This window comes from bacterium, from assembly GCA_016124905.1.
GTDB lineage: Bacteria > Pseudomonadota > Alphaproteobacteria > Rickettsiales > RI-342 > RI-342.
This window is the reverse complement of record WGMV01000047.1, coordinates 1-14,966: the sequence shown is the minus strand read 5'-3', so window position 1 is coordinate 14,966 and position 14,966 is coordinate 1. Positions and strand designations below refer to the sequence as shown.

Annotated in this window: 12 protein-coding genes; 3 read left to right on the top strand and 9 right to left on the bottom strand. The window is 56.5% G+C overall.

The window, feature by feature from the left end; all coding sequences use genetic code 11:
- The 4 genes from GC177_11030 to uvrB form a co-directional block, all read right to left on the bottom strand.
- On the bottom strand, positions 1 to 310 hold a 310-nt coding region (locus tag GC177_11030), incomplete at its 3' end, for a GMP synthase (glutamine-hydrolyzing) (GenBank protein MBI1276484.1).
- 75 nt (positions 311 to 385) lie between these two features.
- Positions 386 to 1,582, bottom strand: a complete 1,197-nt coding sequence (locus GC177_11025) for a hypothetical protein (GenBank protein ID MBI1276483.1) — start codon at positions 1,580 to 1,582, stop codon at positions 386 to 388.
- A 38-nt stretch (positions 1,583 to 1,620) separates the two neighbouring features.
- On the bottom strand, positions 1,621 to 2,781 hold the full coding sequence (locus tag GC177_11020) for a hypothetical protein (protein ID MBI1276482.1): 1,161 nt from the start codon (positions 2,779 to 2,781) through the stop codon (positions 1,621 to 1,623).
- A 146-nt stretch (positions 2,782 to 2,927) separates the two neighbouring features.
- Positions 2,928 to 4,916 (bottom strand): excinuclease ABC subunit UvrB, encoded by a 1,989-nt coding sequence (gene uvrB, locus GC177_11015; GenBank protein MBI1276481.1) that lies wholly within the window; start codon positions 4,914 to 4,916, stop codon positions 2,928 to 2,930.
- Positions 4,917 to 5,064: 148 nt separating this feature from the next.
- Between uvrB and GC177_11010 the strand changes: the two genes are divergently transcribed.
- Complete coding sequence (locus GC177_11010) at positions 5,065 to 5,505, top strand: hypothetical protein (protein ID MBI1276480.1); 441 nt, start codon at positions 5,065 to 5,067, stop codon at positions 5,503 to 5,505.
- A gap of 114 nt (positions 5,506 to 5,619) precedes the next feature.
- The gene (locus GC177_11005) at positions 5,620 to 5,934 is read left to right on the top strand and encodes a hypothetical protein (GenBank protein ID MBI1276479.1); all 315 of its coding nucleotides are present in this window, start codon (positions 5,620 to 5,622) and stop codon (positions 5,932 to 5,934) included.
- A 5-nt stretch (positions 5,935 to 5,939) separates the two neighbouring features.
- Here the strand turns inward: GC177_11005 and GC177_11000 are convergent, their stop codons facing one another.
- Positions 5,940 to 7,331, bottom strand: coding sequence for a dihydrolipoyl dehydrogenase (locus tag GC177_11000; protein ID MBI1276478.1), 1,392 nt, complete (start codon positions 7,329 to 7,331; stop codon positions 5,940 to 5,942).
- A gap of 204 nt (positions 7,332 to 7,535) precedes the next feature.
- Here GC177_11000 and rlmN point away from each other — a divergent pair, with 204 nt between their 5' ends.
- Positions 7,536 to 8,678, top strand: a complete 1,143-nt coding sequence (gene rlmN / locus GC177_10995; protein ID MBI1276477.1) for a 23S rRNA (adenine(2503)-C(2))-methyltransferase RlmN — start codon at positions 7,536 to 7,538, stop codon at positions 8,676 to 8,678.
- Here rlmN and GC177_10990 read toward each other — a convergent pair.
- From GC177_10990 to rpoC, 4 genes are all read right to left on the bottom strand, one after another.
- Positions 8,675 to 10,462, bottom strand: coding sequence for a DUF393 domain-containing protein (locus GC177_10990; GenBank protein MBI1276476.1), 1,788 nt, complete (start codon positions 10,460 to 10,462; stop codon positions 8,675 to 8,677). The two genes, rlmN and GC177_10990, sit on opposite strands and share 4 nt — an antisense overlap.
- A 42-nt stretch (positions 10,463 to 10,504) precedes the next feature.
- Positions 10,505 to 11,170, bottom strand: coding sequence for a hypothetical protein (locus GC177_10985; protein ID MBI1276475.1), 666 nt, complete (start codon positions 11,168 to 11,170; stop codon positions 10,505 to 10,507).
- 6 nt (positions 11,171 to 11,176) lie between these two features.
- Entirely contained in the window at positions 11,177 to 11,818 is a 642-nt protein-coding gene (locus GC177_10980; protein MBI1276474.1) for a hypothetical protein, read from the bottom strand.
- A 118-nt stretch (positions 11,819 to 11,936) separates the two neighbouring features.
- Positions 11,937 to 14,966, bottom strand: a 3,030-nt coding sequence (rpoC, locus tag GC177_10975; GenBank protein MBI1276473.1) for a DNA-directed RNA polymerase subunit beta', incomplete at its 5' end; no start/stop codon positions are given.

The window sequence follows — 14,966 nt, the reverse complement described above, 5'->3', positions numbered from 1 at the left end:
GGCCGAACTCGCGGCTGTGGGCGGGCTCTACCTTGCCGCCTAAGGCCTGGCAAATCAGCTGCATGCCGTAACAGATGGCCAGGATGGGGAGGTTTAGGGAGAATATGTCGCCGGGAAGCTGGGGAGAGCCACCCTCATGTACCGAGGCTGGGCCGCCGCTCAGGATGATGCCGTTCGCACCAAAATCACGCATGCGGTCAAAACCCGCCGTGCAGGGCAGAATTTCCGCATAGACGCCCTGTTCGCGCACCCGGCGCGCAATGAGCTGGGTGAACTGGGAGCCGAAATCGATGATGAGAATCTTATCCATGCCCTGCCTTTAGGCGATTTTTACCGTTCTCACAACCTTGGAGAAAGGCGATAATGGCAGTTTTTAGCCTGCAGCCTAAATCTGCTGATGATTTGCGGCCGGAACCGGTATGAGGGCGCGGGGCAGGTCCTGCAACAAAGGCAGGCAATATTCCTTGGCCTCTTCCCTTATGGCTTCAATGTCGGTTTTCAGTATGGCGGCCATTTCTGTATTGGGAAAGGTTTCGAGGGTGCGGTTTGCCTGTATGGCGGCGGTTTCAAACCGTGCATAACGTTTGGCCAGTTCGATGATCTCCATGTTTTTGGGCGGATCACTTAAGCTATTAAGGTGATTATACATGATGAAATGGCATTTGTTGAGGTTCTGCAATGCCCCTATCTCTGAAAAAGCGTCAATTCGAAAAATAGGTTCGGGCACATCCTCGATCCGCCTGTTTCCATACATTAGAGCCCCTAATGAAAGCCGTTGGGGGACGTTGGTTATATCATCATATGGCAGGCCGATATGGCTAAGCCATTCCATCATATAACCAGTATCCAGGCTGTACCGTTCGGCAAAATCCGCTTCCAGTTCTCGCCAGCGTTCCAAAAGACGCGGGTCATTCTGCAGTTCCGCAAGGCACTGCTCGAATTGGTCAAACCCAAGTGGAAGCTCGTGCCGGACTACGGCCATGCCATGCAACATGGTTGAAAGATGTTCCACAAGCGGCAGGGCCACTTCCTGTATGTAGGCCAGAACCGTTTCGTCATGGCTGTTCACGTTCGGGCCGGTGTAATATTGTGCAAGGGCATCGGCAAAAGATTCATGCGCGAGGTCCGTTTCACGGTAGCGGCCTGTTTCAAGATAGGTGAGAGGCGCCTGGGCGTCGTCGGTGGCCAGGAGCCATTGGAACATTGGGCTTTGACTGATGTTCAGCAATGCATCCGTGTAATGGCCTTCTTCGTGCAGCAGCAGTGCCGAATCCCACGTTTGTGTCAGGTTGATTAAGATGGGCCGCATGTAGTGATAGGGTAAATAACTTCCAGCATTGCGCATAGGCATGGTTGTTATAACAATAGGGTGATTACTTGCCTGAATGACGCTTTTGGTTTCTTCGGGTAAACAGGCAAGGCTCAGGCCAATAAATCCGTAATGGTTCTGAAGTTGAGAATGCAGATCCGGCGGGAGAACGCTCATGATCTGAGGTAAGGATATGGTGCCGTCAGCTTGGATGATTTGCTCCGTATCCCACAGTTCCTTAAGCCACTCGTAAATGGATATATCCGGTGTCACCTGCAGAGGTTGCGGCGATAAAGAGGGGGTGCGTGGTTCTATAGCCCCCCAATAATTCCGCCTTGTTCATCCACGAATACCAAATGCCCTGCAAACTCATCCAGTGCTCGCTGTTGCCGCTCGATCAGCCTGGTGTGAATGTGGCTCAGCTGCATGGCGGGTTCAGAAAGCTGGTCGAACAGGTCGTTGCGCAGGTCTGCGTTGGCGAGGTTTGCCAGCAGTTGCTGGGTATTGGAGAGATGGTCGAGATAATCCGGCCCCCACCAGGAATCCTCAGGAATCTGTGAGATGCGGTGTCGCCATGCATTGCGGACATCCTCCGGAATGGAAAGATCGGTCAGAAAGATGTTGTCGATGACCTTGAGGATTTCCTGCGCCATTCGTTCGAACATGACAGGGTTTTCCGAGCCATCGTAGTTCCGCCAGGATTCAATCATGCCGGTGATTGCCGACCCCGCACCTGTTGCATAGGCGTTCAGCATGGAGGGCAGGCAGGTGGCTAGTTCATCGCGAAGACGTACCAGATCCTGCTGGACGACGCGGCCAAAGGTTTGTTCATCAAACATGTCGTCGCGGCTGGCATGGACAGGCTGCAGGTGCTGCAGCTCGTTGTTCAGGCGGCTTAGCCAAAAGATTTCGTTACCAGCGAGAGCGCCATCTTCAAATGCCTGTTGCATTTCCATGGCAACCGCCTTGATACGCAGCAGGGGTGTGTCATGCAGATAAGGGATGACCCACTGAAAATGATCCATGAAACTGTTCATGGCGTCGGCACACCAATGCTCGAAGAGCTGATGGTTATTTTCAATAACCTGCGTCACGGGCAGGTTGTGCATCAGCGTGGATGACAGGTTTTGCAATGAACGGGCCCAGGAGGTGCCTGCCTGATATTCGAGTTCGGAATAATGGGGGGCGAATAGGCTTACTGCCTGCAGCTGGAAACCCATGAACTGCAGCACTTCAGCATCAACCTGTAAAATGGAATCGCCGGACTTTACGCTCAGTGCCTGCTGATCAATGTTAATAGCCAATTTCTGGGAAGCATATCGCGCGTTATTTTCTTCTGCCGCGACGAACAGCATGTGAAGGTCGCTTAATATGCGGGCGGACCCGTACTGGTTGGGAATGTTTCCACGGAAAATATCCTGTGTGGCGCGGGCCAACCAATTTTGCGCGGAGGGCGCAAGGTTGGCAAGCATGGTTGTGTTCAGCCACAACTCGTTGAGGCGCGCGTGGTAGATATCATTGCTGGAATAAAAACGGGTCAAACAGGTTCTCACTATTTTTGTTAACAAAATAGCGGAAAATGGTTAATTTTGCCTGCTGCAGGTGCAATTCGGCCAGATTAAAGGATTTCCAGTTCTTTTTGCTCGAGTAGCTTGACTTCATCCCGCAATTGGGCTGCCAGTTCGAATTCAAGGTTTGCGGCGGCATCAAGCATTTGCTTGCGTAGTTCAGCCATGCGTTTGTGGATTTCGGATGGGGATAGGGGTTTGGCGGTTGGGGCGGAGTGGGCACCGCCGCGTTTGGACGGGGCATCCTCATCACGCTCGACGATGGTACGGATGGCTTTTTCCACCTGTTTGGGTGTGATGCCATGCTTGATGTTATGTTCCGTCTGGATGGCGCGGCGGCGCTCGGTTTCTTCCAGCGCTTCTTTCATGGAACGGGTCACCTTGTCGGCATAGAGGATGACCTTGCCTTCCAAGTTGCGGGCAGCGCGCCCGATGGTTTGGATGAGGGAGCGGGCGGAGCGCAGGAAACCTTCCTTGTCGGCGTCCAGGATGGCAACCAGGGCGCATTCGGGGATGTCCAGGCCCTCGCGCAGCAGGTTGATGCCGACCAGGATATCGAATTCACCCCGGCGGAGGCCGGTCAGGATTTCAATGCGCTCCAGCGTTTCGATGTCGCTATGCATGTAGCGGACCTTCAGGCCGCTGTCGGCCATGTAATCCGTCAGGTCCTCGGCCATGCGTTTGGTGAGCGTGGTGATCAGCACGCGGCTGCCATTTTCCACCACTTTGCGGCATTCATGCAGAAGGTCGTCGATCTGGCCTTTGGTGGGGCGCACTTCGCAGACCGGGTCGATGAGGCCGGTGGGGCGGATAATCTGTTCCACCACCACGCCTTTGGTGCGTTCCAGTTCATAAGGCCCGGGCGTGGCGGAAATATAGACGGTGGCCGGGCGCATGGCGTCCCATTCCTCGAATTTGAGGGGGCGGTTATCCATGGCGGATGGCAGGCGGAAGCCGTATTCAACCAGGGTTTGTTTGCGTGCGCGGTCACCATTGTACATGCCGCCGATCTGCGGCACGGTGACATGGCTTTCGTCGATGAAGAGCAGGGCATCTTCGGGCAGGTATTCAAACAGGGTGGGAGGCGGTGAGCCAGGCGGACGGCCGGTGAGGTAGCGGGAATAATTCTCAATGCCTTTGCAGGCGCCGGTTTCCATCAGCATTTCCAGATCGAAACGGGTGCGCTGCTCAAGGCGCTGGGCTTCCAGAAGTTTGCCCAGGCTGTGAAGTTCTTTCAGGCGAATTTCCAGATCCTCCTTGATGCGTTTGATGGCCTGATTGACGGTAGGGCGCGGCGTAACGTAATGGCTGCGCGCGTACAGGGCCGTGCTGGGGAGTTCGGCCGTGGATTCACCCGTCAGGGGATCGAATTCGGTGATTTTTTCCAGTTCATCGCCGAAGAAGGAGAAACGGAGGGCGCGGTCCTCGCAATGGGCGGGGAAGACATCCAGGCTATCGCCGCGGACGCGAAAATCCCCCCGGGAGAAACCGATATCGTTGCGGTTATATTGAAGCTCGACCAGCGATTTCATCACGTCGCGCAGGTCATAGGACTGGCCTGCTTCGAGCTTCAGAACCATGCTGGCGTAGGATTCGGGGCTGCCGAGGCCGTAGATGCAGGAAACAGAGGCTACCACAATCACATCGCGACGTTCCAGCAGCGACCGGGTGGCGGAGTGGCGCATGCGGTCGATCTGCTCGTTGATCTGGGCATCTTTCTCAATAAAAGTGTCCGTGCGCGGAACGTAGGCTTCCGGCTGGTAATAGTCGTAATAGGATACGAAATATTCCACCGCATTGTGGGGGAAGAACTCCTTGAATTCCGAATAAAGCTGGGCGGCCAGGATCTTGTTCGGTGCCATGATGCAGGCTGGACGTCCGGCTTTGGCAATGATATGGGCGGCGGTGAAGGTCTTCCCTGTTCCCGTGGCGCCCAGCAATACCTGGTCACGCGCGCCATGCATCATCCCATGAAATAGCTGATCAATGGCTTGTGGCTGGTCGCCTGCGGGCTGAAACGGGCTGACAAGTTGATACATGGCGAAACCTAAAGAGAGGAATGTTACGCGGTTTGAGGGTGAAATCCAAGCGATGTCGCCGGATGACACAAACCAATGGTTTATTAACTTATTTATGTAAAATTTACAGAATGATGGGTTTGTTCTGTTTTATGGAAGGCATAAAGATATGCGCCATTTGTCAGTTTTGCTAGCCTCGGCGGTGCTATTTTCTTTCGGCAGTGCCTGGGCCGCCTGTAGTTCACCCACAGGGAGCGAGGGGCAATTGCGCTATGATTCAACCACCAAGGCCTTGTTTTTATGCAACGGTACGGCCTGGGGTGCTGTTGGCGGCGGGGCCGCGCCTACCGGCATGGTTGCGATGTTCGCCACGGCATGCCCAAGCGGATGGACGCGTTTTGCGGCCATGGACGGGCGTGTGCCTAAGGGTGCGGCTGCTTATGGCGCAACCGGCGGGGCCGATACGCATACCCATACCACCAACATCGGCAGTGTAAACGCTTACGGCGGATGGACCGACAAAAACGTGGCAACGGCAGGTACCAAAACCAGCAGCGCCAGCAGCAGCTGGCCTCCTTATCTTGAAGTGGTCTGGTGCCAGAAAAATTAATTATAACAATAGATTATTATGTTTAAAAACAAGCTGACCTTCTTTTTTTTTTTGATGCTATGGCCATCCACAGTCTGGGCTACATGCTCGGCACCGGTGGGCGGCGAAGGGCAATTGCGCTATGATAGCGCCACCAAAAAAGTTTATGTGTGCGACGGCACCAGCTGGGGCCAGGTTGGCGGCAGCTCTACCCCTGATATTCAGGTGGCGACGGGCGCGCTGGTTACCGCCTCCTGCGCTTCAACCTGTACGGATACCAAGACATCCACAGCTACTTGCCCGGCAGGGTATAAATTCGCTGCCGGGAACTGCTATTTGCCTAGCAGCTGGAGCTGGAGTTTTGCCAATACGGCAACGACCTACAGCTGCACGGTTTCGGTGAGCAACACCGCCCGTCAGATTCAGGCGGTGGCTTACTGCATTAAATAGCCGGGTTAAATATGGATGGCGCGTCCGGCCACGGCCAGGGCGGCTTCCTTGACGGCTTCGTTCATATCCGGGTGGCTGTGGCAGGTGCGAGCGATATCCTCCGCGCTGGCGCCATAGGTCATGGCGGTAAAGGCTTCGGCCAGCATGGTGCCCGCCTGATAACCCAGGATGTGAATGCCCAGCACGCGATCATATTTCGCATCGGCCAGGATTTTGACGAGGCCATCGGTTTTGCCGACGGCGCGGGCGCGGCTGTTGGCGGTCATGGGGAATTTGCCGACCTTGTATTCGCGGCCTTCGGCTTTCAACTGCTCTTCGGTTTTGCCCACCCATGCAGCTTCGGGGAAAGTGTAGATGACGCTTGGCACCATATCCCAATCCACATGGCCTGCTTGGCCGGCAATGATCTCGGCCGCGGCTACACCATCCTCCTCGGCTTTGTGGGCCAGCATGGGGCCGGGAATGACGTCGCCGATGGCATAAATGTTCGGCACGGCGGTGCGCAGATGTTTATCCACCGGGATGCGTCCGCGCTCGTCGGTTTTCAGGCCGACATTTTCAAGACCCAGCTTATCGGTGTTCGGTTTGCGGCCGATGGCTACCAGTACATGGCTGGCGGAAACGGTTTCGGCTTTGCCGCCGGAGGCGGCTTCCAGCGTGAGGGTGACGCCTTTTTTGTCTTTCTTTGCACCTGTGACCTTGGTGCTCAGCTTGAAGGAAAGCCCCTGTTTTTCCAGAATACGACTGAATTGTTTGCCCATTTCGGCATCCATGCTGGGGGCAATTCGGTCGAGATATTCCACCACCGTCACTTTCGCGCCCAGACGGCGCCAGACGGAGCCAAGCTCAAGCCCAATTACACCGGCGCCAATGACAACCAGATGTTCCGGAACTTCCAGCAGGGCAAGCGCCCCGGTGGAGGAGACGATCTGCTTCTCGTCGATTTCCACGCCTGGCAGCGGGGTGACGACCGAGCCGGTGGCGATGATGATGTTTTTGGCGGTGACGGTTTCTCCGTTCACTTCCACCTCATTCTTGCCTTTGATAGTGCCGTGGCCCTTGAGGTAGGCGACTTTGTTCTTTTTGAACAGGAACTCGATGCCGCCGGTGAGGTCTTTGACGACTTTGTCTTTGCGGGCAAGCATGGCTTTGAGGTCAAGCTTCACATCCTTGGCGATTATGCCGTGTTCCGCTCCGTGGTGCTTGGCTTCCTCGAACAGTTCAGAAGAATGGAGAAGCGCTTTGGATGGGATGCAGCCCACATTCAGGCAGGTGCCGCCCAAAGCCCCGCGGGATTCGATACAGGCCGTGGAAAGCCCCAATTGGGCCGCGCGAATGGCCGCCACATAGCCACCCGGGCCGCCGCCGATCACTACCACATCAAATGCCTGTGTCATAGAAACTCCTTTGCCTAACCTGCGCTTCGCGCAGGATTTCGTGCCAATTATGGCACGGGGCCTCAATGGCCCAGTCGCTACGCTCCCCAATATAAGTCTCTTACCTAACGCCCTAACCGGGCAAAGGCAACTGTGACAAATTTGTAAAAACCTACCTTTCAAACCGATTTTGTGTTAAAGGGCGCGGATATCCAAGGAAAATCCATGCTTGAAGCGATCGAAAAACAGGCCCTGATGACCGATGCCGTGCCTTTGGCCGCGGGTGAGAAAAAAAGCCTGATCGGGCTGGACCGGGCGGAGCTTGGCCAGATTCTGAAGGATATGGGCGAGCCCGCCTTTCGTGCAAAGCAGCTCTGGCACTGGCTTTACTGGCAAGGGGCCAAGAATTTTGACGCGATGCATAATGTATCGGCCAAGCTGCGTGAAAAGCTGGCCGAACAGTATACGCTGGAACGTCCATCCGCATTCCGCTTTCAGGAATCCAGCGATGGCACGCTGAAATGGCTGCTGGAATATCGCGACAGGAACAAGGCCGAAACGGTTTACATTCCTGATGTGGATGAGGACCGGGGTGCGGTGTGCATATCGTCGCAGGTGGGCTGTACGCTTTCCTGCAGCTTTTGCCATACGGGCACGCAGAATCTGGTGCGCAACCTGACGGCGGGTGAGATTGTCGGGCAGTTTATGGTGGTGCGTGACCAGCTGAACGAATGGCCCACGCCGACGGAAACGGCGCGCCTGGCTTCTAACATCGTGATGATGGGTATGGGCGAGCCCCTGTTCAATTACGATAATGTGGTCAAGGCCCTGAACATCATTACCGATGGCGAGGGTATTGCGCTTTCCAAACGCAAAATCACGCTTTCGACTTCCGGCGTGGTGCCGCGCATTCCCGAAGTGGGAGCGGCCACGGGGGTGAGCCTGGCGATTTCGCTGCATGCCGTGCGGGATGAGTTGCGCGACGTGCTGGTGCCGTTGAACCGCAAATACCCGATTGCCGAATTGCTGGATGCTTGCCGCAATTACCCCGGACTTTCCAATGCGCGACGCATCACGTTTGAATATGTGATGATCAAGGATGTGAACGATTCCGATGCGGATGCGCATGAGCTGGCGCGGCTGCTGAAGGATATCCCGAGCAAGATCAACCTGATTCCGTTCAACCCGTGGCCGGGCACGAATTACGAGTGCTCCAGCGGCAACCGCGTGCAGCGCTTCAGCGACCTGCTTTATGGCCACGGCTATTCCGCGCCGATCCGTACGCCGCGCGGGCGAGATATTCTGGCGGCATGCGGGCAGCTCAAGAGCGATTCCGAGCGCAAGGCCGGGCAGAAGGTGGCGCTTTAGTTTCTGCGCGCCGCCATGCAGTAAGCAATTGGCATGCTCATTTTGTTGACAGTGCGGGCTGGGCCGGTGGCATAGCTATCTATCCACATGGCATGAACCTGCAGCGATGCGAGCGGTTCGTTCGGGTGGGCGCGGTTCCAGCGCTGGCACAGCCAGCCTTCAAAGTAAGGACGATAGGGCTTGAATGTGCCCTCGTTGTACATTTGGGTGACGTATTTGCGCCAGCGGAAGTCGGGATACCAGTTGGCGATGATGGTGGGTTCGGCGAAGCTTGGTTTTCCCATGGTTCCATGCCATGCGTCGATAGGGCGGCCATCTTCCAGCGTGCCTTCAATAACGAGCCATCCGGAATTGGTGAGTGGGTAGGGGGAGAACATGTTCCAGCGCTGGTCCAGCCGCAGCGCGGAAGAGAATGGTTTCACATTTTCCACCAGCGGCATGTTTTTAGGGTAAAGGGTGGCGAGATTGACCCAGCCGGTTAGAATGGCCAGGGCCGCGATGATTGCCTGAAGGAACCACCCTGTGTGCAGGTTTAATCTGCGATAGGGCAGCAGGCTCGACGTCCAGGTGCCGAGCCGGGAGCGGCTGTCGCCGATGAGGCCGTAAAGACGGTCACCCCATGTGAGGAGCCTGCCCAGACTCAGCACTTGGCTGACCCAGCCGAAAAGAGGGGAAAGACCGATGATATAGATCATCGCCTCCCACCTAAAGTGAGGTTTACCCTCATGATCCTCCACCACCCAGCTATGGTGTTTCACCATCAGGTTATGGATGCGCTTTTTCGATTGCGCCGGAATGATCGGCGTGTTGCCGGGCAGGAGGAATTCCCGCAGCAGTTCGCAGGTTTTTTTGCAGAAGGTGCATGCTTCATCGTAATAGAGCGTCACCCCCATGCGTGCGGGGGATGCGAGTTTCCGCCCAAGGTAATTCCACCATTCCGCCGGTAAGAACAACAGCAGCGAGGTCAGGCTGACATAGGGGAAATTACCCACGCCAAGCGTCAGGGCGAAGGCTATGTGCATGCAGGCCAGCATGGCCAGATAAAGAAGGCGAAGCTGATGGGCGCGGTTGAGCAGGCCGAGAGGGGCAAAGAGTTCAAGGCAATAGACCATGTAGGTCAGGTAATGGCACAGGGTTGGAAACTGCCTTAGCCAGTGGCCGCCAAGCAGGCTGAATGCTTCGATATGCAGGGCGGCGCCGACGGCGTTTCCCTTATGCCATACGGGGTGGTTTTTCAGTAGCGCGCCGATGAAATAGACATAGCATGCCTGAAGCAGGATGGCTGCGGTGGCGGTGGATGTTATCCGGCCGGGCACGGTGTTGCGCGCGGTATTCAAGGCGGCATCCACACCCCATTTGACGCCAAGCGGCAAAAAGACCGCCCAGAAAGTGAGGCACATGAGCAATACATCGCTGCCTTGCATGATGGGTGGGGCGCGATTGACGGCGCTGATGAGCAGCAGCCAGCAGATAAAGGTCATGATTCGGCTGCGGTAGCCGATGGTCAGCGCCAAGGCGCAGAGGCCGTGCAGGGCGAAGAGCAGGCCCTGGAACAGGGAAAGCCCGTTAAAAAAATGAAGGTTGATCTGCCAGTCGCCCGCCAGAGTAAGCACAGTGCTGCGGGGAATGGCGCCCAGGTCCGTGTAAAAAACGGCGATATCAGGCAGGAGCGACAGGATGAAGGCCAGGTGCATCAACCCCAGTGCGATGCGGAATGCGGCAAGGCTTCGAATGTCGATGCCAAACCATCCCTGTAGCCATGATGCCATGCGCGCTTTTGCCATGGGCCCATGCTAGCGGGAAAAGGATTTTGTGTCAGCCGGTTCCTAGCGGCTGGAAAAGGTGTCGATGCGGCTATCTGGATTCCAGTAGACGCCCTCATGCGGATGATTGGCAATATAGAGCAGATAACTGTCACCCATCATGGAACTTATCAGGCCGGACTCATGCAAGGCCAAGTGGGCGATGGCCCTTGCATCCGCCCTGCTGGGTATGGGGGCTCGGAGCATTCCCGTGGCGCTTCGGTAGCGCAACGGGGGAGTAAGATTGGGAGCAACCGAGTGTAGTAGTTCCGATTCCCGGATAACGGCGCTGGCACCGAAGTTGAAGAGTGATGCCCTCAGGGTATTAAATTCTGCGTCTTGAGACGGCGCATCGTAGCCTGCCGTGCCAACCAGAATGGGTGTGGTCAGGCCGTTTTCCATCATGGTGGCTAATTCACTCATTGCGTGGGAGCGTGTCAGAATAGCGCTCATCTCCAGCCGTTCCAGAACGTGCGCGCGTTCTTCCAGGTCATCCGGCAACAGGGCGCGCTTGTATTCGCCCTGGTATTCCTTATCCGGCAGGTAGAGAAAATCGCGTTCCTCGAAGCGTTCTTCCGATGTGTTGAGCTTTAATAACGCCCTATCCACAAACAATACTTCATGGCCCTGGCCTTCCCAGGCGCCGGCTTTCAAGAACGGGTCGTCTTCCTTGTAGAGCAATACCCGCATATATACCTACATGCCTGGGGCCGGGTTGAAATGAACGCCAGCCATGGGCAGGGTTTGCAGCGCGATATCCGCCCCGCTGATGGCAGAGGCTATCTGGGCTTCGGCGTTCGCCAGAAGCGCAAGGGCCTTTACATCGTTTTGCTGTTCCGCCCGGATGTCATCCGGCGAGCTGCCGTGCCAGCCGCTGAGATTCAGGGCTCGCTGCACGGAATTCAGGCCAGAATTCATGGTGCCTAAAAGCTGGGTTTCCTGAATGACGGCATCGGCGCCGGACCTGAAAAGAAAATCACAAAAATTTTGTAACGTTTCTACCTGATCGGTCCGTGGGTAGCGATGTGTGTTGATGACAACGGGAGTGTGCAGGCCATGCTTGCGAAGCAAGCCCAACTCGTCTGCCTGACCTGAGCGCATGAATATGACGTCATAGGCGTTCTCATCCAGAAGATGCGCGCGTTGTTGTATGTCTTTAGGCAATGCCGTTTCAATACCATAATTACCAGTATAGGCTTCATCGGCGCTGAAGAGAAAATCCTCGGGCGATTCGCCTTTCAAGGTATGACTGGTCACGAAAGATACGTCGTGGCCCAATTCCTGCCATGCTGCGACTTTGAGCAGGGGCTCGTCTTCCTTGTAAAATAGAATACGCATAACGATTTTCCTCAAGTATTTGAGGAACGTTCATAAAAGCGAGCTATTGCAGCTTCATGACAATAAAAAACGCCCGGCTTTTGAGGCCGGGCGTCAGTATTAAGTGTGCCGTCAGGCGTTAGCCGTGGGTACCGGTTGCCGGAGCATCCTCTGCCGGGGGCAGGGCCTCGTTGGCGGCGCCTTGCGGCAGGACCGCACGGTCGCGCTCGGCAGCCAGTTTTTTCACGCGGCTGATGAAGGCGCCCGTACCGGCCGGAATCAGGCGGCCGACGATGACGTTTTCCTTCAGGCCGGCGAGTTTGTCGGCCTTGCCTGCCACGGCGGCTTCGGTCAGCACGCGGGTGGTCTCCTGGAAGGAGGCCGCGGAGACGAAGCTGTGGGTGGTCAGAGAGGCCTTGGTAATGCCCTGCAGCACGCGGATGGCCTGGGCAGGCTTGAAGCCTTCCTTAAGGGCCTTGGCGTTGACTTCGTCAAACTCCTCGAGCTCCACCTGTTCGCCCTGCAGGAAGGTGGTCTCACCGGCATCGGTGATTTCAACCTTATGCAGCATCTGGCGGATGATGACCTCGATATGCTTGTCGTTGATGCCTACACCCTGCAGTCGGTAAACCTGCTGGATCTCTTCCACCAGGTATTGCGAGAGGGCTTCGACGCCCATAACGCGCAGGATGTCGTGCGGAACGGGGTGACCGTCGAGCAGCAGATCACCGCGTTCAACATAATCGCCTTCGTTCACGATCACGTGCTTACCCTTCGGTACCAGGTACTCGATCGGCTCCTGGTTGGCATCTTTCGGACGCAGCAGGATGCGGCGCTTGGTTTTGTAGTCCTTGCCGAATTCCACGTAACCGTCGATTTCCGCGATGATGGCATGGTCTTTCGGCTTGCGGGCTTCGAACAGCTCGGCCACGCGCGGCAGACCGCCGGTGATGTCGCGGGTTTTGGTGGATTCACGCGGGATACGGGCCAGTACGTCACCGGCATGCACCTTCGCGCCGTCCTCAACGGACAGGATGGCGTTGACGGGCAGGAAGTAACGGGCTTCCAGGCCGTTGGCCAGCATGATCAGCTCGCCTTTATCATCACGCAGGGCGATACGCGGCTTGAGATCCTTGCCACGAGCCTGTTGACGGTAATCGATGATCACCTTGCTGGAGATACCGGTCGTTTCGTCCACCACTTCGCGCAGGGACACGCCTTCCACGAGATCGCGGTAATAAGCGAAGCCTTCCTTCTCGGTGATGATGGGGATGGTGTAGGGATCCCACTCGGCCAGGCGCTGGCTTTTCTTGACCTTGGTGCCTTCTGCGTAAAGCAGCACGGCGCCGTAAGGCACTTTGTGGCGAGCGCGCTCGCGGTTCTTTTCATCGCGCAGGATGAGTTCGCAGGAGCGGCTCATGACCACCATCTGGCCTTTGGAATTGGTCACCGCGTTGCGGTTGACATAATCCACGGTGCCATCCACGGTGGCTTCGACGCTGTTTTGCTCTGCGCCACGCTGAGCCGCGCCACCGATGTGGAAGGTACGCATGGTCAGCTGCGTGCCGGGCTCGCCGATGGACTGGGCGGCGATCACGCCAACCGCTTCGCCCATGCTAACGGCAGTACCACGAGCCAGGTCACGGCCATAGCAATGGCCGCAGATGCCGAACTTGCTTTCGCACAGCAGCGGGGAACGCACGAGGACGGATTCGATACCCGCCACGTCGATTTTTTCCACGGCGGCTTCGTCGATGATCTCGTTTTTGTGAACGATGATCTCATTGGTCGTCGGATGGTGGATGTCACGCGCGCTGGTGCGGCCGAGGATTTTCTCCGCAAGCGTTACCACCACGTCGCCACCATCGATGACGGCTTTGGCCACCAGGCCTTTCTCGGTTTTGCAGTCTGCTTCCAGAATGATGCAATCCTGCGCAACGTCAACCAGGCGGCGGGTAAGGTAACCGGAGTTGGCGGTTTTAAGCGCCGTATCGGCCAGACCTTTACGCGCGCCGTGCGAGGAGTTGAAGTACTCGAGTACGGTGAGGCCTTCTTTGAAGTTGGAGATAATCGGGGTTTCGATGATCTCGCCATTCGGCTTAGCCATCAGACCGCGCATACCTGCCAGCTGCTTGATCTGCGCGGCGGAACCACGCGCACCGGAGTTGGCCATCATGAAGATGGAGTTGATGCTGTTCTGGCCGGTCGGCTTGTCCTTGGCGACGGATTTGGTGCCGGAGATGTATTTCATCATCTCTTCTGCCACCTTGTCGGTGCAGCGTGACCAGGCATCCACCACCTTGTTGTATTTCTCGCCTTTGGTGATGAGACCGTCCTGATATTGCTTCTCGAACTGCTTCACCTCAGAGAGGGTTTCGTTGATGTATTTCTCTTTTTCCGGTGGAACGATCATGTCGTCCTTACCGAAGGAAATACCCGCGCGGGCAGCGTGGCCGAAGCCGAGCTTCATCATCTGATCCGCAAATATCACGGTCGCCTTCTGGCCGGCATGACGGTAGACGGAGTCGATCAGGTTCGATACTTCCTTCTTGGTCATGAGGCGGTTGACGAGGCCGAAATGCAGCATGGGGGATTTCGGCAGCAGCTCGGCAATGAGCATACGGCCCGGGCTGGTTTCGACGATGTCGGTCACCAGGTTGCCTTTTTCATCCATGCGGGTGAAGCGGGTTTTGATTTTGCTGTGCAGCGTCACCGCTTTGGTGTCCAGCGCGTAGCGGATCTCGTTCAGGTCGCTGAAGATCATGCCTTCGCCGGGCTCGCCTTCCAGCATCAGGGAGATGTAGTAGAGACCCAGTACGATATCCTGCGTGGGCACGATGATCGGCTTGCCGTTGGCGGGCGAGAGGATGTTGTTGGTGCTCATGATCAGGGCGCGGGCTTCCAGCTGCGCCTCGATGGAGAGCGGCACGTGCACGGCCATCTGGTCGCCGTCGAAGTCGGCGTTGAAGGCGGTGCAGACCAGTGGGTGAAGCTGGATGGCTTTGCCTTCCACCAGTACCGGCTCAAAGCCTTGAATCCCAAGGCGGTGCAGGGTGGGGGCGCGGTTCAGCAGCACCGGATGCTCGCGGATGACCTCGGAGAGGATATCCCAGACTTCCGGTCGTTCGCTTTCCACCATTTTCTTGGCGGCTTTCAGCGTGGAGGCCAT